Origin of the sequence: Agrococcus versicolor (genome assembly GCF_039531815.1) — a bacterium.
GTDB classification, from domain to species: domain Bacteria; phylum Actinomycetota; class Actinomycetes; order Actinomycetales; family Microbacteriaceae; genus Agrococcus; species Agrococcus versicolor.
Genome location: NZ_BAAAQT010000006.1, coordinates 287,957 through 314,709, shown reverse-complemented (window position 1 = coordinate 314,709; position 26,753 = coordinate 287,957). Strand labels below are relative to the sequence as shown.

General features: G+C 73.6%; 27 protein-coding genes. 11 read left to right on the top strand and 16 right to left on the bottom strand.

Translation table 11 applies throughout. The annotated features are described in order from the left end of the window. Positions 1-65 precede the first annotated feature (65 nt). Genes ABD249_RS09835 through ABD249_RS09820 form a run of 4 tightly spaced genes read right to left on the bottom strand, consistent with a single transcriptional unit; the run spans position 66 to position 5,329 of the window. Positions 66-1,709: an LpqB family beta-propeller domain-containing protein gene (locus ABD249_RS09835; RefSeq protein ID WP_344343032.1), complete on the bottom strand. Its 1,644-nt coding sequence runs from the start codon at positions 1,707-1,709 to the stop codon at positions 66-68. An 8-nt stretch (positions 1,710-1,717) separates the two neighbouring features. Next, positions 1,718-3,322: an MtrAB system histidine kinase MtrB gene (gene mtrB / locus ABD249_RS09830; protein ID WP_344343030.1), complete on the bottom strand. Its 1,605-nt coding sequence runs from the start codon at positions 3,320-3,322 to the stop codon at positions 1,718-1,720. A gap of 10 nt (positions 3,323-3,332) precedes the next feature. Further along, positions 3,333-4,013, bottom strand: coding sequence for an MtrAB system response regulator MtrA (gene mtrA / locus ABD249_RS09825; protein ID WP_344343028.1), 681 nt, complete (start codon positions 4,011-4,013; stop codon positions 3,333-3,335). 50 nt (positions 4,014-4,063) lie between these two features. Continuing rightward, positions 4,064-5,329: an MFS transporter gene (locus tag ABD249_RS09820; protein ID WP_344343026.1), complete on the bottom strand. Its 1,266-nt coding sequence runs from the start codon at positions 5,327-5,329 to the stop codon at positions 4,064-4,066. Positions 5,330-5,394: 65 nt separating this feature from the next. Between ABD249_RS09820 and ABD249_RS09815 the strand changes: the two genes are divergently transcribed. Beyond that, complete coding sequence (locus ABD249_RS09815; RefSeq protein WP_344343024.1) at positions 5,395-5,952, top strand: ArsR/SmtB family transcription factor; 558 nt, start codon at positions 5,395-5,397, stop codon at positions 5,950-5,952. Positions 5,953-6,158: 206 nt separating this feature from the next. Here the strand turns inward: ABD249_RS09815 and ABD249_RS09810 are convergent, their stop codons facing one another. Then, positions 6,159-7,955, bottom strand: coding sequence for an ABC-F family ATP-binding cassette domain-containing protein (locus ABD249_RS09810; protein WP_344343022.1), 1,797 nt, complete (start codon positions 7,953-7,955; stop codon positions 6,159-6,161). 32 nt (positions 7,956-7,987) lie between these two features. Next, the gene (locus ABD249_RS09805) at positions 7,988-8,908 is read right to left on the bottom strand and encodes a 4-(cytidine 5'-diphospho)-2-C-methyl-D-erythritol kinase (RefSeq protein WP_344343020.1); all 921 of its coding nucleotides are present in this window, start codon (positions 8,906-8,908) and stop codon (positions 7,988-7,990) included. A 231-nt stretch (positions 8,909-9,139) separates the two neighbouring features. Here ABD249_RS09805 and ABD249_RS09800 point away from each other — a divergent pair, with 231 nt between their 5' ends. After that, positions 9,140-9,526, top strand: coding sequence for an MmcQ/YjbR family DNA-binding protein (locus tag ABD249_RS09800; protein WP_344343018.1), 387 nt, complete (start codon positions 9,140-9,142; stop codon positions 9,524-9,526). A gap of 128 nt (positions 9,527-9,654) precedes the next feature. On the opposite strand, the gene rsmA is transcribed toward ABD249_RS09800, so the two are convergent. Then, positions 9,655-10,494: a 16S rRNA (adenine(1518)-N(6)/adenine(1519)-N(6))-dimethyltransferase RsmA gene (gene rsmA / locus ABD249_RS09795; protein WP_344343016.1), complete on the bottom strand. Its 840-nt coding sequence runs from the start codon at positions 10,492-10,494 to the stop codon at positions 9,655-9,657. After that, positions 10,485-11,393, bottom strand: coding sequence for a TatD family hydrolase (locus ABD249_RS09790; protein WP_344343014.1), 909 nt, complete (start codon positions 11,391-11,393; stop codon positions 10,485-10,487). Before ABD249_RS09790 ends, rsmA begins: the two co-directional genes overlap by 10 nt. A gap of 151 nt (positions 11,394-11,544) precedes the next feature. On the opposite strand from ABD249_RS09790, the gene ABD249_RS09785 reads away from it, so the two are divergent. Both ABD249_RS09785 and ABD249_RS09780 read left to right on the top strand, forming a co-directional pair. Beyond that, complete coding sequence (locus tag ABD249_RS09785; RefSeq protein ID WP_344343012.1) at positions 11,545-12,063, top strand: hypothetical protein; 519 nt, start codon at positions 11,545-11,547, stop codon at positions 12,061-12,063. Beyond that, the gene (locus tag ABD249_RS09780) at positions 12,063-12,434 is read left to right on the top strand and encodes a hypothetical protein (RefSeq protein WP_344343010.1); all 372 of its coding nucleotides are present in this window, start codon (positions 12,063-12,065) and stop codon (positions 12,432-12,434) included. Before ABD249_RS09785 ends, ABD249_RS09780 begins: the two co-directional genes overlap by 1 nt. 116 nt (positions 12,435-12,550) lie before the next feature. On the opposite strand, the gene ABD249_RS09775 is transcribed toward ABD249_RS09780, so the two are convergent. The 4 genes from ABD249_RS09775 to rsmI form a co-directional block, all read right to left on the bottom strand. After that, complete coding sequence (locus ABD249_RS09775; RefSeq protein WP_344343008.1) at positions 12,551-13,012, bottom strand: SRPBCC domain-containing protein; 462 nt, start codon at positions 13,010-13,012, stop codon at positions 12,551-12,553. Between the two features lie 84 nt (positions 13,013-13,096). Then, positions 13,097-13,558: a gamma-glutamylcyclotransferase family protein gene (locus ABD249_RS09770; protein WP_344343006.1), complete on the bottom strand. Its 462-nt coding sequence runs from the start codon at positions 13,556-13,558 to the stop codon at positions 13,097-13,099. Further along, positions 13,555-15,093 (bottom strand): methionine--tRNA ligase, encoded by a 1,539-nt coding sequence (metG, locus tag ABD249_RS09765; RefSeq protein WP_344343005.1) that lies wholly within the window; start codon positions 15,091-15,093, stop codon positions 13,555-13,557. Before metG ends, ABD249_RS09770 begins: the two co-directional genes overlap by 4 nt. 10 nt (positions 15,094-15,103) lie before the next feature. Further along, positions 15,104-15,952, bottom strand: coding sequence for a 16S rRNA (cytidine(1402)-2'-O)-methyltransferase (gene rsmI, locus ABD249_RS09760; protein ID WP_344343003.1), 849 nt, complete (start codon positions 15,950-15,952; stop codon positions 15,104-15,106). A 63-nt stretch (positions 15,953-16,015) separates the two neighbouring features. Between rsmI and ABD249_RS09755 the strand changes: the two genes are divergently transcribed. Then, entirely contained in the window at positions 16,016-17,569 is a 1,554-nt protein-coding gene (locus tag ABD249_RS09755) for a dolichyl-phosphate-mannose--protein mannosyltransferase (protein WP_344343001.1), read from the top strand. 76 nt (positions 17,570-17,645) lie between these two features. Here ABD249_RS09755 and ABD249_RS09750 read toward each other — a convergent pair whose 3' ends face one another. Then, positions 17,646-18,257, bottom strand: a complete 612-nt coding sequence (locus ABD249_RS09750) for a TetR/AcrR family transcriptional regulator (RefSeq protein ID WP_344342999.1) — start codon at positions 18,255-18,257, stop codon at positions 17,646-17,648. A 38-nt stretch (positions 18,258-18,295) separates the two neighbouring features. On the opposite strand from ABD249_RS09750, the gene ABD249_RS09745 reads away from it, so the two are divergent. The 6 genes from ABD249_RS09745 (at position 18,296) to ABD249_RS09720 (ending at position 24,280) form a co-directional block, all read left to right on the top strand. Further along, positions 18,296-18,946, top strand: coding sequence for an NAD(P)H-dependent oxidoreductase (locus ABD249_RS09745; protein WP_344342997.1), 651 nt, complete (start codon positions 18,296-18,298; stop codon positions 18,944-18,946). 133 nt (positions 18,947-19,079) lie between these two features. Further along, positions 19,080-20,042: a hypothetical protein gene (locus tag ABD249_RS09740; RefSeq protein ID WP_344342995.1), complete on the top strand. Its 963-nt coding sequence runs from the start codon at positions 19,080-19,082 to the stop codon at positions 20,040-20,042. A gap of 3 nt (positions 20,043-20,045) precedes the next feature. Then, positions 20,046-21,644, top strand: a complete 1,599-nt coding sequence (locus ABD249_RS09735; protein ID WP_344342993.1) for an efflux RND transporter periplasmic adaptor subunit — start codon at positions 20,046-20,048, stop codon at positions 21,642-21,644. Then, positions 21,641-22,318 (top strand): ABC transporter ATP-binding protein, encoded by a 678-nt coding sequence (locus ABD249_RS09730; RefSeq protein WP_344342991.1) that lies wholly within the window; start codon positions 21,641-21,643, stop codon positions 22,316-22,318. The genes ABD249_RS09735 and ABD249_RS09730 overlap by 4 nt, the downstream gene beginning before the upstream one ends. A gap of 95 nt (positions 22,319-22,413) precedes the next feature. Beyond that, entirely contained in the window at positions 22,414-23,553 is a 1,140-nt protein-coding gene (locus ABD249_RS09725; protein ID WP_344342989.1) for an ABC transporter permease, read from the top strand. A gap of 61 nt (positions 23,554-23,614) precedes the next feature. Beyond that, positions 23,615-24,280 (top strand): alpha/beta hydrolase family protein, encoded by a 666-nt coding sequence (locus ABD249_RS09720; RefSeq protein WP_425546314.1) that lies wholly within the window; start codon positions 23,615-23,617, stop codon positions 24,278-24,280. 53 nt (positions 24,281-24,333) lie between these two features. Here ABD249_RS09720 and ABD249_RS09715 read toward each other — a convergent pair whose 3' ends face one another. From ABD249_RS09715 to ABD249_RS09705, 3 genes are all read right to left on the bottom strand, one after another. After that, entirely contained in the window at positions 24,334-24,534 is a 201-nt protein-coding gene (locus ABD249_RS09715) for a hypothetical protein (RefSeq protein ID WP_344342987.1), read from the bottom strand. Between the two features lie 5 nt (positions 24,535-24,539). Then, entirely contained in the window at positions 24,540-25,544 is a 1,005-nt protein-coding gene (locus tag ABD249_RS09710) for a hypothetical protein (protein WP_344342985.1), read from the bottom strand. A 319-nt stretch (positions 25,545-25,863) separates the two neighbouring features. Then, positions 25,864-26,691 (bottom strand): aldo/keto reductase, encoded by an 828-nt coding sequence (locus ABD249_RS09705; RefSeq protein WP_344342983.1) that lies wholly within the window; start codon positions 26,689-26,691, stop codon positions 25,864-25,866. Positions 26,692-26,753: the final 62 nt, after the last annotated feature.

Sequence of the window (26,753 nt, the reverse complement as noted above, 5' to 3'; positions counted from 1 at the left end):
CGGCGCACGGCGTCGCTCGCGCGCGCAGGCGGGCGGCGGTGGACGGGGCGAGGCTGTGCGGGACGTCAGACCTGCACGGCGACGAGCCGCACGGCGTCGACCTGCGACACCGGCTGCCAGTCGCCCGCGCGCAGCACGAGCAGCTCGCCGACCGCGGACCGCGCGCGCAGCACCGCGGAGGCGCCGACGCCGCCGGCGATCTGCGTGAGGGCGTCCTGCGGCGTCGGCAGCTGCTGCGTCGCACCGCCGATCGTGAGCAGCACGAGCTGCTGGGCGCCGTCCTGCGTCGACGAGAGCACCGCGACGGCCGTGCCGTTCGCCCACGTCACGTCGATCGCCGTGCCGACGACCTGCGGCAGCCGCTGCGGCGGGGCGATCGACACGGGCGCGCCGTCCTCGCGGACGATGCCCGCGACCCACGCGGCCGTGCCGCCGCCCACGTCGGTCACGATCGCGATGCGCGCGCCGTCGCGCGACACCTCGACGTCGCGGATCGTGCCCTGGAGGTCGGGCAGCCCCAGCACGACCTCGCGCTGGCCGTCGGAGGAGACGATGACCTGCGTCGACGCGTCCGGCACCCACCACGCCCATCCGGACCGGTCGAGCGACGGCGCGACCGTCACGCCCGTGTCGAGCACGGCCGGGGCCGCGCCGGGCTGGAGGCGGAGCACCTGGCCCGAGGCGAGCGCGACGGCGAGCCCGTCGTCCTCTCGGATGGTGAGCGCGCTCGCCTCGGCGGCGTCGAGGTCGACGCCGAGGTCGACGTCGAGCGGCGCCCCCTGCCCGACGTACGTGAGCTCGCCGCCCACGAGCACGACGGGGCGTGCGTCGACGGACGGGGTCGCGACGGCCGGCGCGTCGCTCGACGACGCCGAGTAGCCGTCGACGCCCTCGATCGACACGACGACCTCGGTGACGCCCAGCCGCGACATCGACTGCTCGATCTGCAACGCGAGCGTGCTGAGCTCGACGCTCGACGACTCCTGCACCTGCTCGAACGACACCGTCACCTCGGCGAGCTCCTCCTCGAGCACGACGTCGCCGATGCGGACGGCGTCGGCGTCCGCCGCCGTCCACACCGCGGGCTCGAGCCACGCGACGGGGCCCGAGAGCACGGCGTCGACGATGACGGACGGCAGCCGCTCGCTCGCACGCTGGAACCAGCGCACGTCGGGCACGAACGTCGAGCGGTCCTCCGTGAGCCACGCGAGGGTCTGCGGGTCGAAGAGGCGCTCGAAGCTGTACCTGCTGAGCACGAGGCCGTCGGGCGCGGCCGCGATGCGCCACTCGCCGCGCTCCTCGATGAGCACGTACGCGCGTCGCGCCGTGTCGTCGGCGATGGTCGCGAACGCCCCGTGCTCGTCGACGGATCCGACGACGTCGATCGTCGCCTCGACCGTCGTGTCGTCGGTGGAGGTGAGCTGCGGCTGCCCCGAGCGGAGCGTGACGCCCGCGCCCGGATCCCAGTCAGCGCCGTCGGCGAGGTAGTCGCGTGCGATCGAGAAGTCGTCCGCGGGGCTGAGCGCCGCCTGCAGGAAACCCTGCACGATGTCCTCCTGCGAGGCGCCGGGCGACGGCCCCTCGGCGATGAACTCGACGTCGCCGAGGTCGGTGCCCTCGACGACCTCGCCCGCGGAGACGGGACCGGAGTCGGGCAGGCCGACGCAGCCCACGAGCGCGAGCGTCGCGAGCACCGCCGTCGTCGCCATGCGCAGCCTCATGCTCGGCCCTCCACGATGTCGATGGCGCCGGTGTCCTCGGGCGGCAGCGCGATGGGCGAGACGGCGTCGACCGCGCCGCCGCGCGGGATCGTCAGGCGGAAGGCCGTGCCCTCGCCGCGCTGCGACCACACGTCGAGCACGCCGCCGTGCAGGACCGCGTCCTCCTGGCTGATCGCGAGCCCGAGGCCCGTGCCGCCCGTCCTGCGCTGCCGCGACGGATCCGCGCGCCAGAACCGGTCGAACACGCGCCCCGTCTCGTCCTCGGTCATGCCGACGCCGAGGTCGCGCACGGCGATGGCGACCGCGTCGGCGTTCGAGTCGACCGTGACCGTGATGGGCCGGCCCTCGCCGTGGTCGATCGCGTTGCCGAGGAGGTTCTGCAGGATGCGACGGATGCGGCGGGGATCGACCTCGGCGTCGAAGTGGCCGCCGGGCGCGACGAGCCGCACCGCCGAGCCGCGCTCCTCGGCCAGCAGGCGCACCGACTCGATCTCGGTCTCCGCGAGGCGCACGACGTTCGTCGGCTCGATCTCGAGCGTCGCGGCGCCCGCGTCGAAGCGCGACATCTCGAGCAGGTCGATGAGCATGCCCTCGAAGCGGTCGATCTGCGTGTGCAGGAGCTCGGCGGTGCGGGCGGCGACGGGATCGAGGGTGTCGCGCCGGTCGTAGAGCACGTCGCCGGCGAGGCGGATGGTCGTGAGCGGCGTGCGCAGCTCGTGCGACACGTCGGAGACGAAGCGCTGCTGCAGGTTCGACAGCGCCGCGAGTCGCGTGATCTGCGACGAGATGGAGTCGGCCATGTCGTTGAACGACCGCCCGAGCCGGGCGAGCACGTCGTCGCCGCGCACCGCCATGCGCTCGTCGAGCCGACCGCTCGCGAGCTTCGCGCTCGTCGCCGCCGCCTGCTCGACCGGGGCGACGACCATGCGGACGACGACGAGCGTCACGAGCGCCACGAGCGCCAGCAGCGCCACGCCGCCGATGACCATCGTCGTCTGCATGCGCTGCAGCGTGACCTGCGCCTCCTCGAGGCTGTGCACGATGTAGAACTCGTAGCGGCCCGCGCTCGGCACCTCGAGCACCGTGCCGACGATGAGGCCCGGCACGGTGCCGTCGGCCGTCGCGAGGCGCACCGACTGGTAGAAGGGCGTGCCGTCGGATGCGGCGACGGCCGTGACGAGGTCCTCGGTGAGGAGCGTGTCGTCGAAGCCGCGCACGCGCGTGTCGCCGAGGTCGACGGCCGACTGCACCTGCTCGGTCGTGCGCAGCATGGCGTAGGCGGCGAGCGCGGGGTTCGAGATGAAGCCCGCCGCCGCCTGCAGCGCGCTCTCCTGCAGCTGCGCGAGCTCGCCGGTCGTCGACGATCCGGCGGCGTCGGTGAAGACCTGCTGCGCGGCCTCCGTCGCGCGCACCGACTCGAGCAGCGCCTCGTCGCGGCGCTGCTCGAAGATGCTCGCGCCGATCGAGATCGACATGTAGCCGCCGACGACCGCCATCGCCAGCAGCGACAGCAGCACGCTCGTGGCGACGATGCGCAGCTGCAGCGACCGCCGCCACGCTGCCGCGAGGCGCGCAGGCAGCGCTCGCACCCCCGCCTCCATCGGCCGCCGCCTAGGCTGCGACCGCGCCGGCGCGGTAGCCGACGCCGCGCACGGTCGTGACGACGCGGGGCTCGTCGGGGTCGAGCTCGACCTTCGAGCGCAGACGCTGCACGTGGACGTTCACGAGCCGCGTGTCGGCCTTGTACTGGTAGCCCCACACCTGCTCGAGCAGCATCTCGCGGCTGAAGACCTGCGCGGGCTTCGAGGCGAGGGTGACGAGCAGGTCGAACTCGAGGGGCGTGAGCTGGATGCGGCCGTCGCCGCGGCGCACCTCGTGGCCGGGCACGTCGATCGTGATGTCCGCCACCTGCAGCGTCGTCTGCTCGGGCTCGCGGCCCGGGCGCAGGCGCGTGCGGATGCGGGCGACGAGCTCCTTGGGGTTGAACGGCTTGACGATGTAGTCGTCGGCGCCGGACTCGAGGCCGCGGACGACGTCGTTCGCGTCGCCCTTCGCCGTCAGCATGATGATGGGCGTGCCGGACTCGGCACGGATGAGCTGGCAGATCTGGATGCCGTCCATGCCCGGCAGCATGAGGTCGAGCAGCACGAGGTCGGGCTGCACGGCGCGGAACCGCTCGAGCGCGTCGGTGCCGTCCGGGCAGAACTCGAGGTCGAACCCCTCGGCGCGCAGGACGATGCCGATCATCTCCGCCAGGGCGGTGTCGTCGTCGACGACCAGGATCGTGGGCATCGGGCTCCTCTCGCCGCCGCCACGATACCCGAGCGAGCCTCAGCGTCGGCTCAGACCTCCGCGACCATCTCCTCCGCGCCACGTGGACGGGTCGGCAGCGACCGCATCGTGCGCAGCGGGCTGAGGAGGAACGGCGGGATCGCGAGCGCGCCGATCGCGACGCCGACCCACATCGCCGGCACGGTGCCGATCGCGGTGCCGAGCCCGCCCGCGGCCAGCGCGCCGATCGGCATGACGCCCCAGACGACCGTGCGGATGGACGCGTTCATGCGGCCGAGCAGCGGCTTGGGGCACAGGCGCTGGCGAGCGGTGACCTGCACGATGTTGAACACGAGCACCGTGAAGCCGAAGATCGCCTCGCCCACGATGAGCAGCACGACCGCCGCGTCGGGCACGAGCACGGCGAGCGGCAGCAGGACGCCCGCGAGCACGAAGACGACGGTCGACCAGACGATGGCGGGCCCCTCGCCGATCCATCGTGCGATGCGCATGGCGAGCATCGATCCCGCGAGCCCGCCGACCGCGCCGATCGACAGGATGATGCCGTAGACCGCCGGATCGATGCCGAGGATGCGCAGGATCGCGATCGGCAGCAGCGTGAAGACGATCGTCGACCCGAGGTTCGAGAGCGCCACCGTGGCGACGATGCGCCGCAGCAGGTCGTTCGCGGCGACGAACCGCAGCCCCTCGCCGATCTCGACGAGGAGGTGCCGCCGCTCGCTGCGAGGGCGCACGACCTCGCCGTCGCGGATGCCCGAGAGCGCGACGACGCTCACGAGGAAGCCCGCGACGTTCGCGAGCAGCACGAGCGGGGCGGCGAGGAACGACAGCAGGACGCCGGCGAGCGCCGGGCCGCCGAGCCGCATCGTCTGCGCCGTCGCCTCGAGCACGCCGTTCGCGTCGCCGACGTGCTCGTCGGCGACGAGCACGGGGACGAACGACTGGTAGCCGACGTCGAAGAACACCGTCGCGACGCCCACGATCGCGCCGACGACGACGAGGTGCCAGAGCTCGAGGCGTCCGAGCACCGCGAGCAGCGGGACGACGGCGACGGCGAGGGCGCGCACGAGATCGGCCGCGATCATGACGTGCCGCTTGCGCATGCGGTCGAGCCAGGCGCCCGCGGGGAGGCCGACGACGAGGAACGCCGCGGTCTGGGCCGCGTTCAGGTAGCCCATCTCCGCATCCGTCGCCTGCAGCATCGTGACGGCGACGATGGGCATCGCGAGCCCTGCGAGCTGCGCGCCGAGCTGGCTCGTGCCCTCGCCCGCCCACAGCAGCGCGAACCCCGGCTGCCTCCACACGCTGCGTCCCATGCGTCGATGATGGCACACCGATTGGGTTCTCCCAATCGCTTGTGCGCGGATGCGACGATGGAGGCGTGAGCGAGCCGATCACCACGCCCGTCGACGCCGCAGCCGACGCGACCCTCGAGGCGCGCGCCAAGGCGCTCGGATCTCCCATCCGCTGGCGCATCCTGCGCCTGTGCCTGCACGAGCCGCGCACGAACCGCGAGCTCGCGGCCCTGCTCGACCGCAACCCCGCGTCGATGCTGCACCACGTGCGCACGCTCGTCGACGCCGGCTACCTCGCGCCGCAGGAGGCGAGGCGCGGCGCCCGCGGCGCCCGCGAGATCCCCTACCTCGCGACGCGCCTCACGTGGACCGAGGACGAGCAGACGTCGACGTCCGACGTGCTCGTGCGCACGTTCCTCGAGGAGATCGAGGGCCTCGCGCCCGACGACGTCGCCATCATGCGCGCCGGGCTGCGGCTCACGCAGGACGAGCTGCACGAGTACTGGCAGCGCGTCGGCGACGTCGTGCGCGACCTCATGGCCAGGCGCGAGGCCGCGCCGGACCTCGAGCGCGCGTCATGGTCGGTCTTCATGGCCGTGCACCCCGACCGCCAGCAGGACGAGCCCGCCCCACCCGCTCCCTGAGGAGGCCGCGAGCAGCCGTCCCCACCCGCTCCCTGACGAGGCCGCGAGCGCAGCGAGCAGCCGTCCCCACCCGCTCCCCGAGGAGGCCGCGAGCGCAGCGAGCAGCCGCCACACCCGCTCCCTGAGGAGGCCGCGAGCGCAGCGAGCAGCCCCCAACCGCTCCCTGAGGAGGCCGCGAGCGCAGCGAGCAGCCGTCTCGAAGGGCGCTACCCCTCCAGCCGGTCCGCAGCCTCGAGCCACGCCTCCTCGAGCTCCGCGAGACGCTCGTCGAGCTCGCCGAGCTCGCGCTGCATCGCGAGCAGGCGGTCGACGTCGCCCGGGTCGACGATCGCGAAGTCGGCGACGAGCGTCTCGCGCCGCTCGGACGTCTTCTGCACGCGCCGCTCGAGGCTGCGCACCTCGAGCTCGAGCTGCCGTCGCTCGGCCCCCGAGAGCCTCGCCGCCGTGGGTGCGGCACCCGTCGCGTCCATCGGCGTGGCCGTGCGCCCGCGCTGCGCCGCCGCATCCGCCTCGATCCGCAGGTACTCGTCGATCCCACCGGGCAGATGCTGCAGGCGTCCGTCGATGACCGCCCGCTGCTGGTCGGTGACGCGCTCGATGAGGTACCGGTCGTGGCTCACGACGATGAGGCAGCCCGCCCACGAGTCGAGCAGGTCCTCGAGCGCGGCGAGCATGTCGGTGTCGAGGTCGTTCGTCGGCTCGTCGAGGATGAGGACGTTCGGCTCGTCGAGCAGGATGAGCAGCAGCTGCAGGCGGCGCCGCTGGCCGCCCGAGAGGTCGCGGATGGGCGTCGAGAGCTCGTCGGACTGGAAGCCGAGCCGCTCGAGCAGCTGCCCGGGCGTCAGCTCGTCGCCGCCGCTCGCGTACGACGTGCGCAGCCTGCCGATGACGGTGCGCACGGGCTCGTGCTCGTGCTCGCGCAGCTCGGCGAGCTCCTGGCTCAGCTGCGCGACCTTGACCGTCTGGCCCTTCTTCACGCGGCCCGCCGTCGGCGCGAGGGTACCTGCGACGACCTGCAGCAGCGTCGACTTGCCCGCTCCGTTGCGGCCGAGGATGCCCGTGCGCTCGCCGGGCGCGATGAGCCACGTGACGTCGTCGAGCACCGTGCGCTCGCCGAACGACACCGTGACGTCGCGCAGGTCGACGACGTCCTTGCCCAGGCGCGTGGCCGCGAGCTGCGACAGCGCGATGCGGTCGCGCGGCTCGGGCACGTCCTCGATGAGCTGCGTCGCCGCCTCGATGCGGAACTTCGGCTTCGCCGTCCGTGCGGGAGCGCCGCGCCGCAGCCATGCGAGCTCCTTGCGCATGAGGCTCTGGCGCTTGACCTCGGTGACGCGCGAGATGCGGTCGCGCTCGACGCGCTGCAGGATGTAGGCCGCGTAGCCGCCCTCGAACGGCTCGACGATGCCGTCGTGCACCTCCCACGTCGCGGTGCACACCGCGTCGAGGAACCACCGGTCGTGGGTGACGACCGCGAGCGCCCCGCGTCCGGCGCCGAGCCTGCGCACGAGGTGGTCGGCGAGCCACGCGATGCCCTGCACGTCGAGGTGGTTCGTGGGCTCGTCGAGCAGCAGCACGTCCCAGTCGCCGGCGAGCAGGCGCGCGAGCGCGACGCGGCGGCGCTGGCCGCCCGAGAGCGACGCGATCGTCGCATCCCACGGCACGTCGCCCGCGAGGCCCTGCACGATCTCGCGGATGCGGGCGTCGCCAGCCCACTCGTGCTCCTCGCGGTCGCCGACGATCGTCGCCCCGACGGTGCCCTCGCCGTCGAGCACGTCGCGCTGGTCGAGCATGCCGACCTGGAGGCCGCCGCGGTGCGTCACACGCCCGTCGTCGGGGGCGAGCGTGCCGGCGAGGAGCCGCAGGAGGGTGGACTTGCCGTCGCCGTTGCGCCCGACGACGCCGATGCGGTCGCCGTCGTCGAGGCCGAGGGACACGGAGTCGAAGACGACGCGATTCGGATGCGCGAGCCGGAGTCGCTCGGCGCTGAGGAGATGTGCCATGTCCCTCCAGCGTAGGCGGAGGGCGGCCGCGGTCAGTCGATGAGGCGCGCGCCGCCGACCGGGCCCGTGACCTTCGAGGCCGGGATGCGCGCGGCCGAGAGGGCGATCTGCAGCTCGAGCGCCGCGTCGAGGTCGGCGCAGAGGAACGCGCACGTCGGACCCGACCCGGACACGATGCCCGCGAGCGCCCCGTTGCGCTCGCCGAGCTCGAGCGTGCCGGCGAGGCGCGGCGCGAGGTGGAGCGCCGCGGGCTGCAGGTCGTTCGAGAGCACGTCGGCGAGCATGTGCGCGTCGCCCAGGCGCAGCGCCTGCAGCACGCGGGCGTCGACCTCGGGCCTGCGCACGGCGGGCATGATGTCGGCGCGGTGCCGCTTGCGATGCTCGTCGAGCTCGGCGTAGACCTCGGGCGTCGAGAGGCCGTCGTCCGAGAACGCCAGCACCCAGTGCAGCTGCCCCTGCGCGAGCGCGGGGCTCAGCTCGTCGCCTCGACCGGTGCCGACGGCCGTGCCGCCCTGCAGCGCGAACGGCACGTCGGCGCCGAGGCGCGACGCGAGGCGGTGCAGCTCGTCGCGTCCGAGCCTGAGGCCCCACAGCTCGGCGCACGCGACGAGCGTCGCCGCCGCATCCGCCGACCCGCCGCCCATGCCGCCGGCGACGGGCACGTGCTTCTCGATGCGCAGCGCGACGCCGCGCGAGAGCCTCGCGTGCCGCGCGAGCAGCATCGCAGCGCGCACCGCGAGGTTGTCGGCGCCCGTCGAGAGGCCCGAGCAGTCGACGGGGCCTGTGAACTCGACCGAGAAGTCGTCCGCCTCGCGCGCCTCGACGAGCTCGAGCAGGCTCACGGCGTGGTACGCCGTCGCGATCTCGTGATAGCCGTCGTCCTGCAGCGATCCGACGCCGAGGTAGACGTTGATCTTCCCGGGCGCCTTCGCTCTGACGACGCTCGGCTGCACGGCGACGAGCCTACCGAGCCTGCGCGGCCCGATCCTGCACGCGCCCCCGGCGCCCGCCCTCGGCGTTCCGAGGCACGCATCCTGCAGCCAGGTGCCCATCCTGCGTTCCAAGGTGCGCATCTCGACGTCGGGTACCGCGATCGGCGTACCTCCCGTCGAGATGCGTACCTCGCCGCAGCGTGGATGGCCGCGCCCCTCGCCACGCGCAGGCTGCGCGCGTAGGGTGCCGCCATGTCGCATCCGCCGATCGTCGACCCGCGCGCGCCGCACGTCGAGCGCGTGCGACGCCTCGCCCTCGAGCTCCCGGGCGCCGACGAGAAGATCTCGCACGGGGCGCCGGCCTTCTTCACCACGAAGGTCTTCGCGTACGTCGCCGCCCACGAGCGCGTCGACGACGAGCTCGTGCTGCGCGAGCGAGCCCTCAGCGTGCTGCTCGAGGAGGACGAGCGGCGCGCGCTGCTCGCCGAGGGAGCCTTCACCCCCGCGTACACCGGCCCGTCGGGGTGGGTCGCGATCGACCTCGACGCCATCGACGACGCACGCCTCGCGGAGCTGCTCGACGCGTCGTTCCGCGTCACCGCCCCCGCGCGCCGCGTGCGCGAGCTCGACGCGCGCTGACCCGAGCCCCCGAGCGCCCCGAGGTGCGCCTGCTGCACTCAGGTGCGCCTAGAACAGCCCCCCGCCGCCGCAAGCGCACCTCGCAACGAGCGGGCAGCGAGCAGCGCGTCGGGTCAGCGGCACGCCCGTCAGGCCAGCAGCGCACCCGCGCGCACGAACGCGGCGAGGTCGAGCTGCTCGCCGCGCAGCGTCGGCTCGATGCCGACCGACTCGAGCGCCGCCGACGCCTCGGCCGACGAGCCGAAGGTGCTCGACAGCGCCTGCCGCAGCATCTTGCGACGCTGGCCGAACGCCGCGTCGATGACGCGGAAGGTGCCGGCACGCAGCGCCTCGTCGCCAGGGCGCTCGCCGCGGCGGAAGCCCACGAGCACGCTGTCGACGTTCGGCACGGGCCAGAACACCTGCCGCGACACCTCCGCCTCGAGCGCCCACGAGCCCCACCATGCGACCTTCGCGCTCGGCGAGCCGTACGTCTTCGACCCGGGCGGGGCGGCGAGACGGTGCCCCACCTCGGCCTGCACCATGACGAGGATGCGCTCGATCGACGGGAACGTCTCGAGCAGATGGATGAGCACGGGCACCGACACGTTGTACGGCAGGTTCGCGACGACCGCCTCGGGCGCCACGACGACGTCCTCGGGCGCGAGGCGCATCGCATCCTTCGTCACGACGGTGAGCGACGCCTCCGGCTGGTGCTCGGCGACCGTCCGCGGCAGGCGCTGCGCGAGGCGCTCGTCGATCTCGACGGCCGTCACGGCGCATCCGGCCTCCGTGAGCCCGAGCGTCAGCGAGCCGAGGCCCGGCCCGACCTCGAGCACCGAGCGGCCCGCGACGTCGGCGGTGCGCACGATGCGCCGCACCGTGTTGGCGTCGTGCACGAAGTTCTGCCCCCACCGCTTCGTCGGCATGAGGTCGAGGTCGGCCGCGAGGCGGCGGATCTCGGATGCACCCAGGAGGCTCATGCCCACGTCCCGTAGGCGCGGTAGGTGTTCTCGGTGAGCTGGGCGGCGAGCTCGTCGGCGTCGACCTCGCGGCGCTCGGCCATCGCCCGCACCGTCACGGGGATCAGGTAGGGGCTGTTGGGACGCCCGCGATGCGGCGTCGGGGTGAGGAAGGGCGCGTCGGTCTCGACGAGCAGCAGCGCGGGATCGGCGACCGCGACCGCACGGTGGAGGTTCCTCGCGTTGCCGAACGTCACCGTGCCCGCGAAGGACATGTACCAGCCGTGCTCGTTCGCGATGCGTGCGAGCTCCTCGTCGCCCGAGAAGCAGTGGAACACGGTGCGCTCGGGAGCGCCGACGCGCAGCAGCGTCTCGACGACGGCGTCGTGCGCGTCGCGATCGTGGATCTGCAGCGCGATGCCGTGGCGCTTCGCGATGTCGATGTGCGCCTCGAACGACTCGTGCTGCGCGCGCCGGCCGTCCTCGCCCGTGCGGAAGAAGTCGAGCCCCGTCTCGCCGACGGCGCGCACGCGCGGCTCGCCGGCGAGCTCGTCGATGCGGCCGAGGGCGTCGAAGAGCGTGTCGGCGTCGGCGTAGCCGGGCGCCTCGTTCGGATGCAGCGCCACCGCCGCGAGCACGCGCGGATCGGCGGCTGCGAGCGCGGCGGACCACTCCGACGACGGCACGTCGCCACCGACCTGGATGACGCCGGCGACGCCCGCCTCCTCGGCCGCATCGAGGGCCTCGCGGTAGCCGAACGCCTCGCCGTCCTTGATCTCGAGATGCGTGTGGTTGTCGTACACGGGGACGCCGAGCGGCTCGGGCAGCGGCGGCCGCGTGAGATCGCGGCCCGGGCTCGCGCCGCGCTCGCGGATGTGCTCGCCGCCGGGCAGCGAGTGGGGTCCGGGCTCATCGGGCAGCGGCATCCCTCCAGCCTAGGTCGTGGCGCTCGCCCGGCCCTTCGCTCCACCCACCGCATGGCTGTGGAGCGCCTGCCGGACGAACCACTCGCGCCCGCGGTTGTGTGGTGCCTCCCATCTCGCTGCGTCATGCTCGAGGCAGTCGAAGGAGGCCGACATGACCACCATCACGCGCACGACCCTCGCCCTGCTCGCCGCCGGAGCGCTCGCGCTCACCGCCGCGTGCTCGACGACGTCGAGCCCGGGCTCGAGCGACGAGCCGAGCCCCGAGCCGTCGTCGACGACGAGCCCGAGCCCGATCGACGCCGATCCGCCCGCAGCGGGCGACCCGACGCCGATCCCCGACGACGACCCGCGACTGTCGGACGCGATGGGCTCGCAGACCTTCCCGATCGTCGAGTGGGCCGAGGAGGGCACGACGCTCACCGTCATGATCGGCGGGTCGGGCTCGGCCGCATGCGTGCCGGCCCCCGTCGGCGCGACGGTCGAGAGCGAGAGCGCCATCACCGTCGAGTTCACGCCGCCGACGGGCGACCTCATGTGCACCGCCGACTTCCGCGTCTACGGGTGGGAGTTCCCGCTCGACGGCGAGGTGGATGCGACGCAGGGCATCGACGTCACCGTCGAGGGCATGCAGGAGCAGGGCGACCCGGTCGTCGTGCCGCTGGCGCCGTAGTGGTCGACGAGCGGCAGCCGCGCATCGTCGAGGGACGCGCGCTCGAGCGCGATGCGCGGCGGGGGCTCCCGGACGGCGTCGACCCCGCGGCGCTCGCGGACGGGCCCGTCGTCGTGCGCCGCGGGACGGAGCACGTGATCGTCGTCCTCCGTGCGCCGTCGGATGCCGCGCCGCTCGCCGTCACGACCCGGGCTCGCGACGGCGTCGTCGATGCCGTGTTCCAGCCGACGCTCCGTCGGGGGCCGCGCGCCGCTGCCACGACGTGGCACTACGTGCTGCGCCTGCCCGCCGCCGTCGAGCCGGATGCGGCGCTCACGGTGAGGATCGTCGGGCTCGGCGATGCGGTGGAGGTCGCGGTGCCCGCCGCCTGACGCCGTCGCGCCCGCCGCGATCACGGCTGAGCGGTCCCTCGGCCGGCATGCGCAGGCGGCGCACCGCTGAGGCGTGGATCCGGCGGCGCCTCGCCCCACGTGCGCCTCGGTCAGCGTCAGGCCAGCTCGGCCAGCAGCTCGTCGATGCGCTCGAAGTCCTCGTCCATCCCGCCGTCGAGAGCCGACTCGACCATGGCGTCGCACGCCTCCTTCGAGGAGTACGTCGACGTGACGACGAGGTCGGCGAGGCCGGGCGCGACCTCGACGAATTCGAGCACCTCGAGCGTCACCGCGTGCTCGCCCTCGAACTGCCACGTGTGCGTGATCCGCGTCGGCAGCACCTCGTGGTACGAGCCCCAGAACCGGTAGCGGCCGTCGCCGACCTCGACCGTGTAGTCGAAGGATCCGCCCGTGGTCGCGTCGAACCGGTCGAGCCGCACGCTGGAGCCGCGCGGCCCCATCCACCGCACGAAGAGGTCGGCGGTCGTGTGCACGCGGTGCAGCTCCTCGACGCTCGCACGGAAGGTGCGCCGGTGCACGATGCTCTGCTCGCCGACGCGCTCATGGGACGTGGACACGGTGCCTCCTCGACGCGGCGCGCCGATGCGGCCGTCGCCTGCGACGCTAGCCCGGTCGCCCCGGCTCGCGCGAGGGGTGCGCGCTCAGCCCGCGACGCCGTCGCGCGGCACGTACACCCAGGCCTGGCGGCCGGAGGCGAGCGTGACGAGCGTGCGCTCGTAGCCGACCGACTCGTAGCGGTCGGTCGCCGCGAGCGCGTCGTCGTCGAGCGTGAGCACGCCGCCGTCGACGCGATCGGCGACGTCGCCGGAGCGCTCGATGCCGGGATGCTCGTCGCTGCCCGACGCCGCGATCACCGCCGCGTCCGTGATCCGCACGGTCGTGAGCCGCCATCCGACGAGCGAGTCGGGCACCGTCGGCACCGTGCCGCCGAAGAGGGTCTGCTGCACGGACTCCTGCCGCAGCGTGCCGAACGAGAACACGTCGTGCGTCGCGGATGCCTCGGCGTCGCCGCCGACGCTCGCCTCCGCGTCGGTCGCGGGATCGGCCAGCATCGGCTCGTCGTGCGTGGGGCCGCCCGCGACGAACCCGTCGGTCGAGCTCACTGGGCCTCGACGCGCGGGAACAGCGGCGGGATGGTCTCGACCCTGCCAGTGCCGCGCCACGCGGCGGCCTCGCGGATCGGCTGGTCGCGCACGGCACCCTCGCCGCCGACGGCGGCCCACAGCGCCTGCGTCGACCGCGTCATCACCGGCGCGAGCAGGATCGCTGCCGTGCCGATGCCCTGCACGAGCGTCGCGAGCACGGCGTCGAGGTGCTCCTGCTGCGCATCGTCCTTCGCGAGCACCCACGGCGCCTGCTCGGTGACGAAGCCGTTGAGCCGGTCGACGATGCGCATGGCCTGCTCGATCGCCTCGTGGATCTGGAAGCGGTCGATCGCCGCGTCGGCCCGCTCGACGGAGGTCGCGAGCAGCGCGGCGACCTCGGGCACGGGCGCGACGTCCGGCACGACGCCGTCGCGGTACTTGTGCACCATGGCGATCGTGCGGCTCGCGAGGTTGCCGAGGCCGTTGGCGAGCTCGGCGTGGTACCTCGCGTCGAGGTCCTCCCACGAGAACGAGCCGTCGGAGCCGAACGCGATGGCGCGCATGAAGTAGTAGCGGAAGGCGTCGACGCCGAAGACGTCGGTGATCTGCCGCGGCTCGATGCCGGTCGCCTTCGCCTTCGACATCTTCTCGCCGCCGACGAGCAGCCAGCCGTGGCCGAAGACGTGGTCGGACACCTCGATGCCGGCGGCCATCTGCATCGCCGGCCAAATGACGGCGTGGAAGCGGGCGATGTCCTTGCCGACGATGTGGGTCGCTGGCCAGCGACGGGCGAACTGCTCCTCGTCGACGCCGTAGCCGATGGCCGAGACGTAGTTGAGCAACGCCTCGAACCAGACGTAGACGACGTGCGTCTCGTCCCACGGCACGGCGATGCCCCAGTCGAACGTCGAGCGGCTGATCGACAGGTCGGTGAGACCCTGCGCGACGAACTGGCGCACCTCGTTGCGCACGTGCTCGGGCTGCACGTAGTCGGGCCGCGCGTCGTACAGGTCGAGCAGCTGCTGCTGGAACTGCGAGAGCTTGAAGAAGTAGTTCGCCTCGCGCACGGTCTCGACGGGGCGGGAGTGGATGGCGCAGACAAGCTGCCCCTCGTACTCCCCCGTGCCGGGCACGAGGTCGCCGGGCGTCTTGTACTCCTCGCACCCGACGCAGTACTCGGCCTCGAACTCGCCGTGGTAGATCCAGCCGGCGTCGTAGAGGCGCTGCAGGAAGATGCGCACGCCCACCTTGTGGCGCTCGTCGGTCGTGCGGATGAAGTCGTCGTTCGCGATGTCGAGCAGCTCGAGCTGCGGCTTCCAGGCCGACTCGACGAGGCGATCCGTCCACTCCTGCGGCGTCGTCTCGTGCGCGACGGCGGTGCGGAGGATCTTCTGGCCGTGCTCGTCGGTGCCGGTGAGCATGAAGGTGTCGTCGCCGCGCATGCGGTGCCAGCGCGCGAGCACGTCGGTCGCGACCTCGTTGTATGCGTGCCCGATGTGCGGCACGTCGTTGACGTAGTAGATCGGCGTCGTGACCGTGAACCGTGCAGGCATGGGCTCCATCCTACGAAGGTCGGGGCGCACGTGACGCCGGACCACGTGCGGCGAGCGCCGCGTCGTAGAGCTCGCGGCGTCCGCGACCCGTCGTCTCCGCGACGGCGCCGGCCGCATCCTTCATGCGCTCGCCCGCCTCGACGCGTGCCAGCACGTCGGCGACGGCGTCCTCGAGCGACGAGGGTGCGGGCTCGGCGCCACCGATCACGAGCACGATCTCGCCCCGCACGCCCTCCTGCGCCCACGGCAGCAGCTCGGCGGCGGTGCCGCGGCGGACCTCCTCGAAGCGCTTCGTCAGCTCGCGCGCCACGGCGACGGGGCGATCGCCGAGCACGGCGTCCACGTCGGCCAGCGCATCCGCGATGCGATGCGGCGACTCGAACAGCACGACGGTGCGGCGCTCGTCGGCGAGCGCGCGCAGGGCCGCCTGCCGCTCGCCGCGCTTGCGGGGCAGGAAGCCGTCGAAGGCGAAGCGGTCGGTCGGCAGCCCGGAGAGGGCGAGGGCCGTGAGCACCGCGGACGGGCCCGGCAGCACCGTCACGGGCACGTCGGCGGCGATCGCGGCCTGCACGAGGCGGTAGCCGGGGTCGGAGACGGTCGGCATGCCGGCGTCGGTGAGCAGCAGCACGTCGTGCTCGCGCGCCTGCTCGGCGAGCTCGGGCGCGAGCGCGTCCTCCGTGTGCTCGTGCACGGCGACGAGGCGCGGTCGCTCCTCGCGCTCGATGCCGAGCCCCGCGAGCAGTCGCTGCGCGGAGCGGGTGTCCTCGGCGGCGATGGTCGGCGCGGTCGCGAGCGCCTCGCGCAGCCTCGTCGTCGCGTCGCCGAGGTTGCCGATGGGCGTGGCGGCGACGAGGAGCATGGCCCCATCCTCGCAGTCGCGGCGACGGCGTCCCCCGCAGCGGCGGCGTGGGAGGATCGGCGCGTGACGCTGACGGACGCAGCCCCCGAGCCGGCGTCGGCGCACCCTCGAGCCGATCGCGGTCCCGGCCCGCTCGCGCGACTGCAGACGCCCGCGGCGCGACGCGTCATCGACCTCGCCGCCCCCATCGGCGTCGTCGCGCTCGCCGCGGTCCTGCGGCTGACGAACCTCGGCTCGCCGCACGAGCTCGTCTTCGACGAGACGTACTACGTCAAGGACGCGTTCTCCCTGTGGCAGCAGGGGTACGAGGGGCAGTGGCCCGAGGGCGCGAACGAGGCGTTCGTCGCCGGCGAGTCGACGCTGCAGACCGCGGCCGCGTTCGTCGTGCATCCGCCGCTCGGCAAGTGGATCCTCGGCGTGGGCACGGGCATCGGCGGCATCGACGACCCGGCCGCCTGGCGCTGGCCCGCGGCGATCGTCGGCGTGCTCGTCGTCGTGCTGACGCTGCTCGTGGCGCGCGGCCTCACGCACTCGTGGACGTGGGGATCGCTCGCCGGCCTGCTGCTCGCGATCGACGGCCAGGCCATCGTCATGAGCCGCACGGTGCTGCTCGACCACACCCTCGGGCTCTTCGTGCTCGCCGGCGCGGGCGCGCTGCTGCTCGATCGGCGCGGCGCGGCCGCCCGCATCGTGCGCTGGCGGCACGAGCATCCGGGCTCCTGGCTGGGGCCGGCGCTGCTCGCACGACCATGGATCGTCGCGGCGGGCGTCGCGCTCGGCGCCGCGTGCGCCGTGAAGTGGTCGGGGCTGTACTTCGTCGCCGCGTTCGGCCTGTGGTCGGTCGCGCTCGACGCGCTCGACCGGCGTCGCGCGGGCATCCGCGGCTGGCACGTCGGCACGCTGCTGACGCAGGCGCCCGCGAGCCTCGTGCTGCTCATGGCGCCGGCGTGCGCCGTGTACCTCGCATCCTGGATCGGCTGGTTCGGCGGCGGCTACGGCTCGTCGTGGGCGCGCGAGAACCCGGGCGAGCTGCTGACCGGCGTCCTCGCGTGGGTGCCGCCAGGATTCCAGAGCCTGTGGCACTACCACGAGCAGATGTGGACGTTCCACGTCGGCCTCACGAACGACCACCCCTTCGAGAGCCCCGCGTGGCAGTGGCTGCTGCTGCTGCGCCCGACCGCCTTCCTGCTGCATCTCGACGGCGACCTCATGACGTTCATCACGGCGCTGCCGAACCCGGTCGTCTGGTACCCGGCCGTCGCAGCCCTCGCCGTGCTGCTCTATCGGATGGGCTCGCGCCTCGACCGCACCGCCGCGTTCCTCGTGCTCGCCGTCGCCGCCGGCTACGTGCCGTGGCTCGCCTTCCCCGACCGCACGATCTTCGCCTTCTACACGATCGTCTTCGAGCCGTTCCTCGTGATCGGCCTCGCCTACCTGCTGTGGCGGCTCGTGCACGGCCGGGTGCGGCCGCTCACCGCCAGGATCGGCCGCATCGTCGTCACGGTGCTCGTGGTCGCGGCGATCGCGGCCACGATCTTCTTCGCGCCCATCTGGTACGGCGTCTGGGAGCCCGAGGACCTGCTGCGCCTGCGGTACTGGCTGCCCGGCTGGCGCTGAGGCGCACGACGAGCCCGGTGCGCGGTGCGCCGATGCCGAGGGCTCGGAGCCGCGGCCGCGCCTCGCCCGCTCGTGCTCAGCCCGCGGCGCGCGTCACCCCGTCCGAGAGGGTCGCGCCGACCGCGAGGTAGGCCTCGAACGCGGGCCGCACCGCCTCGACGGGCACGTGCCCGGCGGCGACGAGCTGCGCGAGGCCGTGCGCCGCACCCCACGCGCCGACGACGGCGGCCTCGCGCTGCGCCGTCGACAGGTCCGGGGCGATCGCGGCGATCGCCTCGCCGATGAGGGCCTCGTTCGCGGCGATGAGCGCGGACATCTCCTGCCCCGTGCTTCCCGGCTCGCAGACCTCCGGGTCGAAGACCACCGCGAACCCGTGCGGGTGGTCGTGCGCGTAGCCGACGTAGGCGGCGCCCATGGCGACGAACGCGGACCGGGCGTCGGTCGCGCCGTCGCGGGCGGCGCGCTGCGCATCGAGCAGCCTGCCCATGTGGCGGATGCCGAGGCGGCGCAGCAGCGCGAGCCGATCGGGGAAGTGGTGGTACGGGGCGTTGTGGCTGACCCCTGCGCGACGCGCCACCTCGCGGAGGCTGAGCGACGCCGCGCCGCGCTCGGCGAGCAGGCCGTCGGCGGCGGTCTCGAGGGCGCCGGCGAGATCGCCGTGGTGGTACCGCGCCTCGGATCTTGACATGCGCAAGATCGTACCCGATGCTTGGCAGCGTCCAGATTGTGGACACTGTCAAGATCAACGACCGCATCGGAGCGACCATGCGCACCCTCGTCATCGACGGCCACCCGAACCCCGACTCCCTCACGGCGGCGCTCGCCGCCCGCTATGCCGCCGCGAGCGACGACGCACGGCTGCTCGCCGTGCGCGACCTCGACTTCGACCTGGTCCTGCACCGCGGCTACCGCGGCGACCAGCCGATCGAGCCCGACGTCGCGGACGCGCTGCGGGCCATCCGCGACGCCGAGCACGTCGTCGTCGTGACGCCCGTCTGGTGGGGCTCGGTCCCCGCGCTCCTCAAGGGCTTCCTCGACCGGGTGCTCGTCTCCGGCGAGGCCTTCCGCTACACCGAGCGGGGCATGCCCGTGGGCCTGCTGGCCGGCCGCACCGGCAGGCTCGTCGTCACGAGCGACTCCCCGCGCTGGTACCTGCCGCTCGTCGGCGACACGACCGTGCGGCAGCTGCGCACGACGACGCTGCGCTTCTGCGGCATCCGGCCCGTCCGCCTCACGCGTGCGACGGTCGTGCGCGCCTCGACGCCCGAACGCCGCGAGCGCTGGCTCGAGCGGATGGAGCGGGATGCGCGTCGGGACGGAGCGGCGACCGGCGGTCGTCGTCCGGCGACCGAGACGGTCGGGGCGGGTGCGCGCTGACGCGATGCCCGCTGCGCGCCCGGGCCTCTGTCACCAGATGTCGACGATCCGGCTCCCTCGTCGACGCGCGCCTCCCGATGCTGCATGACTGTCGGCTGGCGCCGCGCGCGCCGCCCGACATCGAGGAGGACCCATGATCCGGATCGAGCCCCGCGGACCCCGCTCCTTCGCGATCCTGGCCTTCGCCGGGCTCCTCGCGCTCGCCGGCTGCGCGTCGAGCGGCGACGGCGATGCCGCCCCGGCGGGCGACGTCACGTACGAGGACAGCCCGCTCGCGCAGTACCTGGGCGTCGAGGCCGACGCGTACGACGAGTACGCGGCGCAGGAGGCCGACGTGCAGGAGGCGATCGCCGCCTGCATGGCCGAGGAGGGCTTCGAGTACGTCCCCGTCGTGCTCGAGGCCGAGGACATGCAGGCCGACGTCGAGGCCATGGACGCCGAGGAGTGGGCCGCCCAGCACGGCTACGGCGTGGCCTCGGGCGGCGAGCCCATCGACGACGCGACGATGCAGGAGGACCCGAACGCGGCCTACGTCGAGAGCCTCTCGGTCGGCGAGCAGGAGGCGTGGTCCGAGACCCTCTACGGCCCCGTGCCGAGCGAGGACGAGCTCGCCGAGGACGGCGCGTACGCGTACGACTGGCAGGACGCGGGCTGCCAGGGCGCCGCCGACCACGAGATCCGCGGCGACATGCTCGGCGGTGGCGGCGAGGAGCACGAGCCGCTGCTCGAGGCGATGGCCGCGCTCTACGACGAGGCCGCATCCGACCCCGCGATGGTCGCGGTCGACGCCGAGTGGTCCGAGTGCATGGCGGACGCCGGGCACCAGGACCTCGCGAGCCCGCAGGCGGCCTACGAGCGTGCGATGGAGGCCGGCGACGCGCTCTGGGGCGACGGCACGACCGCGCCGTCGGACGACGCCGTCGCCGATGCACGCGACGACGAGGTCGAGCTCGCGCTCGCCGACCTCGGCTGCCAGGACGAGACCGACCACGAGCAGCGGCGGCTCGCGGTGCAGTTCGCGCTGGAGGACCAGTTCATCGAGGACCACCGCGAGGAGCTCGAGGCGTACCGGGCCTCCTTCGAGCAGGGGTCGTAGCCCGTGGCCGACGACGAGGAGCGGGCGCAGGACGAGGTCGAGCCGGAGGGCGTGCCGGACGCACCCCCGAGGCGCGCGCGTCCCCGTGGCTGGCGACGCATGCTGCGCAGCGACCGTGCGCTGTGGATCACGGCGCTCGTCGCCGTCCTGTCGCTCGTCGCCGGCCTCGCGCTCGGGCGCCTCGTCGTCTCCCCCGGCCAGGCCGCGGCGGACGCCGAGCCGCCGGATGCCGGCCCCATCACCGTGCCGGTCGAGGAGCGCGCGCTGTCGAACGACGTCGTGCTGCGCGGCGACGCCGTGTTCGCCGACGCCGTCGCGGTCCGCGTCGAGACCGCCGAGCTCGGCGGCCCGCCGGTCGTGACCGGCCAGGTGCCGAGCGTCGGGACGATGCTCGACGTCCGATCCGTCGCGCTCGAGGTCGCCGGTCGGCCGCTCATCGTGCTGCCGGGCGAGCTGCCCGCGTACCGGTCGCTGCGCGTGGGCCTCTCCGGCCCCGACGTGCAGCAGCTGCACGCGGCCCTCGCGTCGCTCGGACTCGGCGTCGACGCCACCGCCACCGTCTTCGACGCCTCGACGGCGAACGCCGTCCGCGCGCTCTACGAGCAGGTGGGCTACCCGCTGCCCGCACCGCCGGAGGGCGCGCCCGAGACCCTCGACGCCGCGGAGGCCGCCATGGCCGACGCGGAGTCGGCGGTCGCGCAGGCGCAGGCGGCGGTGCAGGCCGCGTCGTCGGGACCGTCCGCCGTCGAGCGCCGTGAGCAGGACAACCTCGTCGACGCCGCATCGCGTGCGCTGCAGCAGGCGCAGGCCGCACCCGAGCAGGATGCGCTCGAGGTCGCGGCGCTGCAGGACGCCCTCGACCTCGCCGTCCTGCAGCGCGACGCGGCCCTCGCTCCACGCGGCGCCGGCGCCGAGCGCCAGGCGCTCGACCAGGCCGTCGCCGCCCGCGAGCGCGCCCGCGACGACCTCGTCGAGGCGCAGGTGGCCGTGCAGCCGCAGCTGCCCGCGAGCGAGGTCGTCTTCCTGACGGATCTGCCCCGGCGGGTCGACGAGGTGTCCGTCGATCGCGGCGGACGCGTCGAGGGCGACGTCATGTCGGTCTCGGGCGCGACGCTCGAGATCGCGGCGACGGCGAGCGCCTCGGATGCGACGCTGCTGCAGGTCGGCGCCGTCGCGACCTTCGCGCTGCCGGACGGCACGGAGGCGACCGCGACCATCGCGGAGATCGGCGGTGCGACGCCGACGGACGACCCCGCGGCAGCCGGGACGGACGGCGAGGGCGGCGGCGCGTCCGCCGAGCCCGACCGCGTGCCGGTCTCCCTCGCGCCGCAGGCCCTCCCTCCGGAGGCCGCGATGCGGCTGCAGGGCACCAACGTGCGCGTGAGCATCCCGGTCGAGGCGACCGCGGGCACGGTCCTCGCCGTGCCGATCGCCGCGCTCACGGCCGGTCCGGGCGGCGAGTCGCGCGTCGAGGTCGTCCGCGACGACGAGACGGAGCTCGTGGAGGTCACGACCGGGCTCGCCGCCGAGGGCTACGTCGAGGTCGCGCCGGCGGCCGGGCTGCGGCTCGAGCCGGGCGACCTCGTCGTCGTGGGTCGATGAGCGTCGTCGTCGAGCTGCGGTCGGTGACGCGGTCGTTCCCGGGACCGCCCGAGGTGGTCGCGCTGCGCGACGCCCACCTCGCGGTGCGCGCAGGCGACTACGTGTCGATCGTCGGGCCGAGCGGCTCGGGCAAGTCGACGATGCTCGGCATCCTCGGCCTGCTCGATCGGCCGACCGTCGGAGCGTGCCTGGTCGACGGCGTCGACGCCGCGACGCTCGACGACGACGAGCGCGCCGCCCTGCGCGGGCGTGCGATCGGCTTCGTCTTCCAGGCGTTCCACCTCCTCCCGGCCCGGACCGTGCTCGACAACGTGCTGCTCGGGATGCTCTACAACGGCGTCCCGCGCGGCGAGCGGGAGGACCGCGCGCTGGCGTCCCTCGACCGCGTCGGCATGAGCCACCGCGTCGACGCGCTGCCGACGACGCTCTCGGGCGGCGAGCGGCAGCGCGTGGCGATCGCGCGTGCCATCGCGAGCGCGCCGCGGCTGCTCCTGGCCGACGAGCCCACGGGCAACCTCGACGAGCGCACCTCCGGCGAGGTCATGGACCTGTTCGAGCGACTGCGCTCCGACGGGCTGACGCTCGTCGTGATCACGCACGATCGCGCCGTCTCCGACCGCGCCGACCGCACGATCCGCATCGCCGACGGTCGTCTGGCCGAGGTGGAGCGGTGACGCGCGGGAGGCCGCGCGACCCCGACCGCCTCACCGCGCGGGACTTGCTGGCCGAGGCGAGCGCCGGGATCGGCGCACGGCCGGCGCGTCTCGCGATGACGATCGTCAGCACGGTGCTCGGCATCGCGTCCCTCGTCGTCACGATCGGCGTCGCGCAGACCGCTGCCGCGCAGATCGCGAGCCAGTTCGACGCCGTGGCCGCCACGCAGGTCGTGATCGCGCCCGGCACGCAGGACAGCGCAGTCGGCGAGGTCGCCGTCGTGCGCCTGCCGTGGGACGCGGCCGACCGCGTCGAGCGGCTCGCCGGCGTCGAGGATGCAGGGCTCGTCGCGAGCGTCGACCTCGCGGGTGCCGAGATCACGGCGGTGCCGGTGCACGACCCGGCCGCACCCGCCGTCGCGAGTCCCGAGCTCGTCGCCGCCTCGGCCGGGCTGCTCGACGCGGTCCGCGGCCACGTGGTCACGGGTCGATGGTTCGACGCCGGGCACGATGCGCGCGGCGACCGCGTCGCGGTGCTCGGCGAGCGCGCGGCCGAGCGCCTGGGCATCGATCGCGTCGACAGCCAGCCGTCGATCCTCGTGGGCGATGTGCCGTACACGGTGATCGGCATCGTCGCCGGGGTCGAGCGGCGGCAGGACATCCTCGACGCCGCGGTGATCCCGATGGGCACGGCGCGGTTCGAGCTCGACCTCGCGGCGGCGGAGGAGCTGCAGGTCCGCATCGCCGTCGGCGCCGGGCCCGTCGTCGGCCGTCAGGCGCCCATCGCGCTCGACCCGAACGCGCCCGAGCAGTTCGACGTCGCAGCGCCGAGGTCCGGGTCGCAGCTCCAGGAGGACGTCGCGGCGGACGTGAACCTCGTCTTCCTCGTGCTGGGTGCGCTCGCGCTCGTCGCGGGTGGCCTCGGCATCGCGAACCTCACGATGGCGTCGGTGACGGAGCGCACCGGCGAGATCGGCCTGCGCCGAGCCTTCGGCGCCTCACGCGGGCAGATCGGCGCGCAGTTCATGCTGGAGTCGGTCATCGTCGGCCTGCTCGGCGGGCTCATCGGCGCATCCGTCGGCACGGCGTCGATCGTCGGCATCGCCATCGCGCAGGGCTGGACACCGGTGCTCGACCCGCTGCTCGCCGTCGCGGCCGCATCGCTGGGGGCCGTCGTCGGCGCCGGGGCCGGCGTCCTCCCCGCGCGCCGGGCGACGCGCGTCGAGCCGGTCGACGCGCTGCGCGGCGGCCTCTGAGCGCACCGACGTGCCGTGGCCGCGCAGACGGACCGGGGTGCTGCGCGTGCAGGATGGTGGCGTGACCGACGCCGCCCTCGCCATCCCCCACGCCGATGCCGCCGACATCGAGGCCATCGCGACCGAGCCGGACGGCGACGCGTGGGCGACGGTCGTGCTCGCCCACGGCGCGGGCGCGGGGATGCGGCATGCGTTCATGGCGGGCATGGCCCAGGCGCTCGCCGAGGCGGGGCTCCGAGTCGTCCGCTTCGACTTCCCGTACGTCACGGCCGGCAGGCGCTTCCCCGATCGCGCCCCGGCCGCCATCGCGGCATGGCGCACCGTCGCCGACGCCGCGCGAGCGCTCGGCGACGTGCCGCTCGTCGCCGCGGGCAAGTCGTTCGGAGGCCGCATGGCCTCGATGGCCGTCGCCGAGGGCATGCCCGCCGACGCCCTCGCCTACCTCGGCTACCCGCTGCACGCCCCCGGCAAGCCCGAGCGCCTGCGCGACGAGCACCTGTACGGCATCGCCGTGCCCCAGCGCTTCGTGCAGGGCACGATGGACCCGTTCTCCTCCGGCGACCTGCTCGAGGGCGTCGTGGCGCGCATCGGCGCGACCGCCTCGCTCGACGTCGTCGAGGGCGGCGGGCATTCGTTCGAGGTGAAGGGGCGCAAGCGCGCGCCCGAGGTCATCGCGTCCGAGCTCGCCCCGCAGGTCGTCGACTGGATCCGCGCCACCGTCGGCTGACGATGGCTCGGGCACGGCGCCTGGTGCCCGGCGAGGGTCGACCCTGCCCTCGGTCAGCCCGACGGCCCCTGCTGCGCACGTCGCCGCATGGGAGGGATCCCGAAGCCGAGACCGACACGATCCATCACCGCGATGCCGATCGCTCCGGTGACGGGACCGACGACGAAGGCCGGAAGGCCGAGCACGGCGCCGATCGTGAAGGCGACGCATCCGCCGACGGCTGCGTAGATCGACAGGAACAGGACGGAACGCACGAGCGTCATCGGATGTTCGCCGCGAGACAACCACCGACACTGGCGCTCACGATCGTGACGGCCGAATTGCCGCTGAACCGGAACTGCCAAGCACCATCACCGCGCTGCTGCAGGACGGCAGGGACCGCTGTCGCACCGCCCGCGAACGCGAGGCCTTGGTAGCAGCGCCGAGCAGCGGTGCTCGTCAGCGTGCCGGAGACCGTCCGGATCACGGTCCGCGCTGCGATCGCAGCAGCGGCGCGAACCGCAGCAGCTCGAGTGGCAGCGTTGATCGCCACCTGGCCGATCACACGAGCTCCTGCGATGATGAGCGGCACGAACCACACAGGGTCGGCGGTGACCGGAAACGCATGAGACGCGGAGAACTGGACGGTCTGCACGATCTCGTCACCCTGGATCTCGTACCAGGACGGCACGACGATGCCTCGCGCATCGAGTGCCCAAGGAGGCGGGACGACGAGGACCAGCTCATCGCCGCGAGTACCACGTACGCTGCCATCGTCGGCGACCTCGAGTGCCGTGCCAGCGTCCAGGGTCACCGGATAGCGATACGTCCTCGGAGCAGTCGGATCCTGGATCTCGATCAAGGAGCGCACGCCTTCGCTGAGCACCGCCGCGTCCGGCGATTCGAGCACTTGCACGTGAGTGTCGAAGGGAGCGCCATCGTCGACGAAGGACACGGTGCCGCTACCCCCGACCACTGCCGTGGCGTCGCTGGAACCTGGCTGGTGGAATGCGACGCTGACCCCGTCCGCCTCCAGCGTCACCAGCTCGTCCGCCGCCGTCGGTACGGTGACATGCTCGGAGATCTGACCCGGGACGACCTCGACGAGGGACTCGGTCCCGGTGATCTCCTCGATCGCCGTCGCTGCCTCGGATGAGTCCTGCTCGGTCGACGTGCCGGATGGCGCGGTCGACGCTGCGGCGATGGCAGAGTGGATGATCGCCATCGTCATCGCAACGGCGATGCCTCGACGGGCTGCGGCCCTCCATCGGATCGTGCGTGACATCTGCCCATCCCTTCCTGGTGGCGGCGCTTCCGACCACGGCGATGCGGTCTCGTCCCCGAGTGAGGCGAGGGGATGCACGGCCGCACCTCAGGTCGGGCGCCACGGTCCCACATGCGCGGGGCCCGCCCCGACTGCAGCATCGCCGCCTGTGGACAAGTCGGGTTGGCGCAGCGCGACGCCCTACCGTCCGCGCACCTGCTCACGCCGGCTGGGCGGGTGGGTAGGCGTTCCTCCTGTCAGCGCGTCGACGACGCCCCAGCACGACCGACGGGCCGCATCCACGAGGGATGCGGCCCGTCGGCGATCGACGATCGCGGGGTCAGTTGACCTCGGCGGGGTCGGCCGACACGCGGCCCGAGACGCCCTGGTCGAGGCCGTCGATCGTCGCGACCTCGTCGGCGGTGAGCTCGAAGTCGAACACGTCGAGGTTCTCAGCCATGCGCGCGGCGCGGTTCGACTTGGGGAAGACGATGTTGCCGCGCTGCAGGTGCCAGCGCAGCAGCACCTGCGCCCACGACTTCTCGTGGGCCTCGGCGATCGCGGCGACCTGCGACTCGTAGTCGACCTTGCCCTGGCCGAGCGGGCCCCATGCCTCGAGCAGGATGTCGTGCTCGGCGGCGACGGCGGCGGTCTCGCGCTGCTGGAACTGCGGGTGCAGCTCGATCTGGTCGACGACCGGCACAGCGCCGCCCTCGGCGAGCAGCTGCGGCAGGTAGCGGTGGTCGAAGTTCGACACGCCGATGGAGGTCGTGAGGCCCTCCGAGCGCAGCTCCTGGAACGTCGTCCAGGTCTCCTGCCACAGACCCTTCTCGGGGCAGGGCCAGTGGATGAGGTACAGGTCGACGCGGTCGAGGCCGAGCTTCTCGAGGCTCGTGGCCATCGCGTCGCGCGAGGCGCCGCGGCCCTGGTCGTCGTTCCAGCACTTCGTGGTGACGTAGAGCTCGTCGCGCGGGATGCCGGAGGCTGCGATCGCGCGGCCCACGCCCTCCTCGTTGCCGTACACGGCTGCGGTGTCGATGTGGCGGTAGCCGGCCTCGAGCGCGTCGGTGACGATGCGCTCGGTCTCGGCGGGGTTGACCTTGAAGACGCCGAAGCCGAGCTGCGGGATCGACGTGCCGTCGTTGAGGGTGACGCTGGGGATGGTCAAGAGGTTGCTCCTTCTCGTCGGTGAGCGCTGGTCGCGGGGGCCGCACGGGATCACCGCGCGAA

Bases quoted from the DNA above. Each gene is read 5' to 3' on its own strand.
- ABD249_RS09835 (WP_344343032.1), bottom strand. From the start codon at position 1,709: ATGGCGACGACGGCGGTGCTCGCGACGCTCGCGCTCGTGGGCTGCGTC.
- mtrB (WP_344343030.1), bottom strand. From the start codon at position 3,322: ATGGAGGCGGGGGTGCGAGCGCTGCCTGCGCGCCTCGCGGCAGCGTGG.
- mtrA (WP_344343028.1), bottom strand. From the start codon at position 4,013: ATGCCCACGATCCTGGTCGTCGACGACGACACCGCCCTGGCGGAGATG.
- ABD249_RS09820 (WP_344343026.1), bottom strand. From the start codon at position 5,329: ATGGGACGCAGCGTGTGGAGGCAGCCGGGGTTCGCGCTGCTGTGGGCG.
- ABD249_RS09810 (WP_344343022.1), bottom strand. From the start codon at position 7,955: ATGGCACATCTCCTCAGCGCCGAGCGACTCCGGCTCGCGCATCCGAAT.
- ABD249_RS09800 (WP_344343018.1), top strand. From the start codon at position 9,140: ATGTCGCATCCGCCGATCGTCGACCCGCGCGCGCCGCACGTCGAGCGC.
- ABD249_RS09790 (WP_344343014.1), bottom strand. From the start codon at position 11,393: ATGCCGCTGCCCGATGAGCCCGGACCCCACTCGCTGCCCGGCGGCGAG.
- ABD249_RS09785 (WP_344343012.1), top strand. From the start codon at position 11,545: ATGACCACCATCACGCGCACGACCCTCGCCCTGCTCGCCGCCGGAGCG.
- metG (WP_344343005.1), bottom strand. From the start codon at position 15,093: ATGCCTGCACGGTTCACGGTCACGACGCCGATCTACTACGTCAACGAC.
- rsmI (WP_344343003.1), bottom strand. From the start codon at position 15,952: ATGCTCCTCGTCGCCGCCACGCCCATCGGCAACCTCGGCGACGCGACG.
- ABD249_RS09750 (WP_344342999.1), bottom strand. From the start codon at position 18,257: ATGTCAAGATCCGAGGCGCGGTACCACCACGGCGATCTCGCCGGCGCC.
- ABD249_RS09740 (WP_344342995.1), top strand. From the start codon at position 19,080: ATGATCCGGATCGAGCCCCGCGGACCCCGCTCCTTCGCGATCCTGGCC.
- ABD249_RS09730 (WP_344342991.1), top strand. From the start codon at position 21,641: ATGAGCGTCGTCGTCGAGCTGCGGTCGGTGACGCGGTCGTTCCCGGGA.
- ABD249_RS09725 (WP_344342989.1), top strand. From the start codon at position 22,414: ATGACGATCGTCAGCACGGTGCTCGGCATCGCGTCCCTCGTCGTCACG.
- ABD249_RS09710 (WP_344342985.1), bottom strand. From the start codon at position 25,544: ATGTCACGCACGATCCGATGGAGGGCCGCAGCCCGTCGAGGCATCGCC.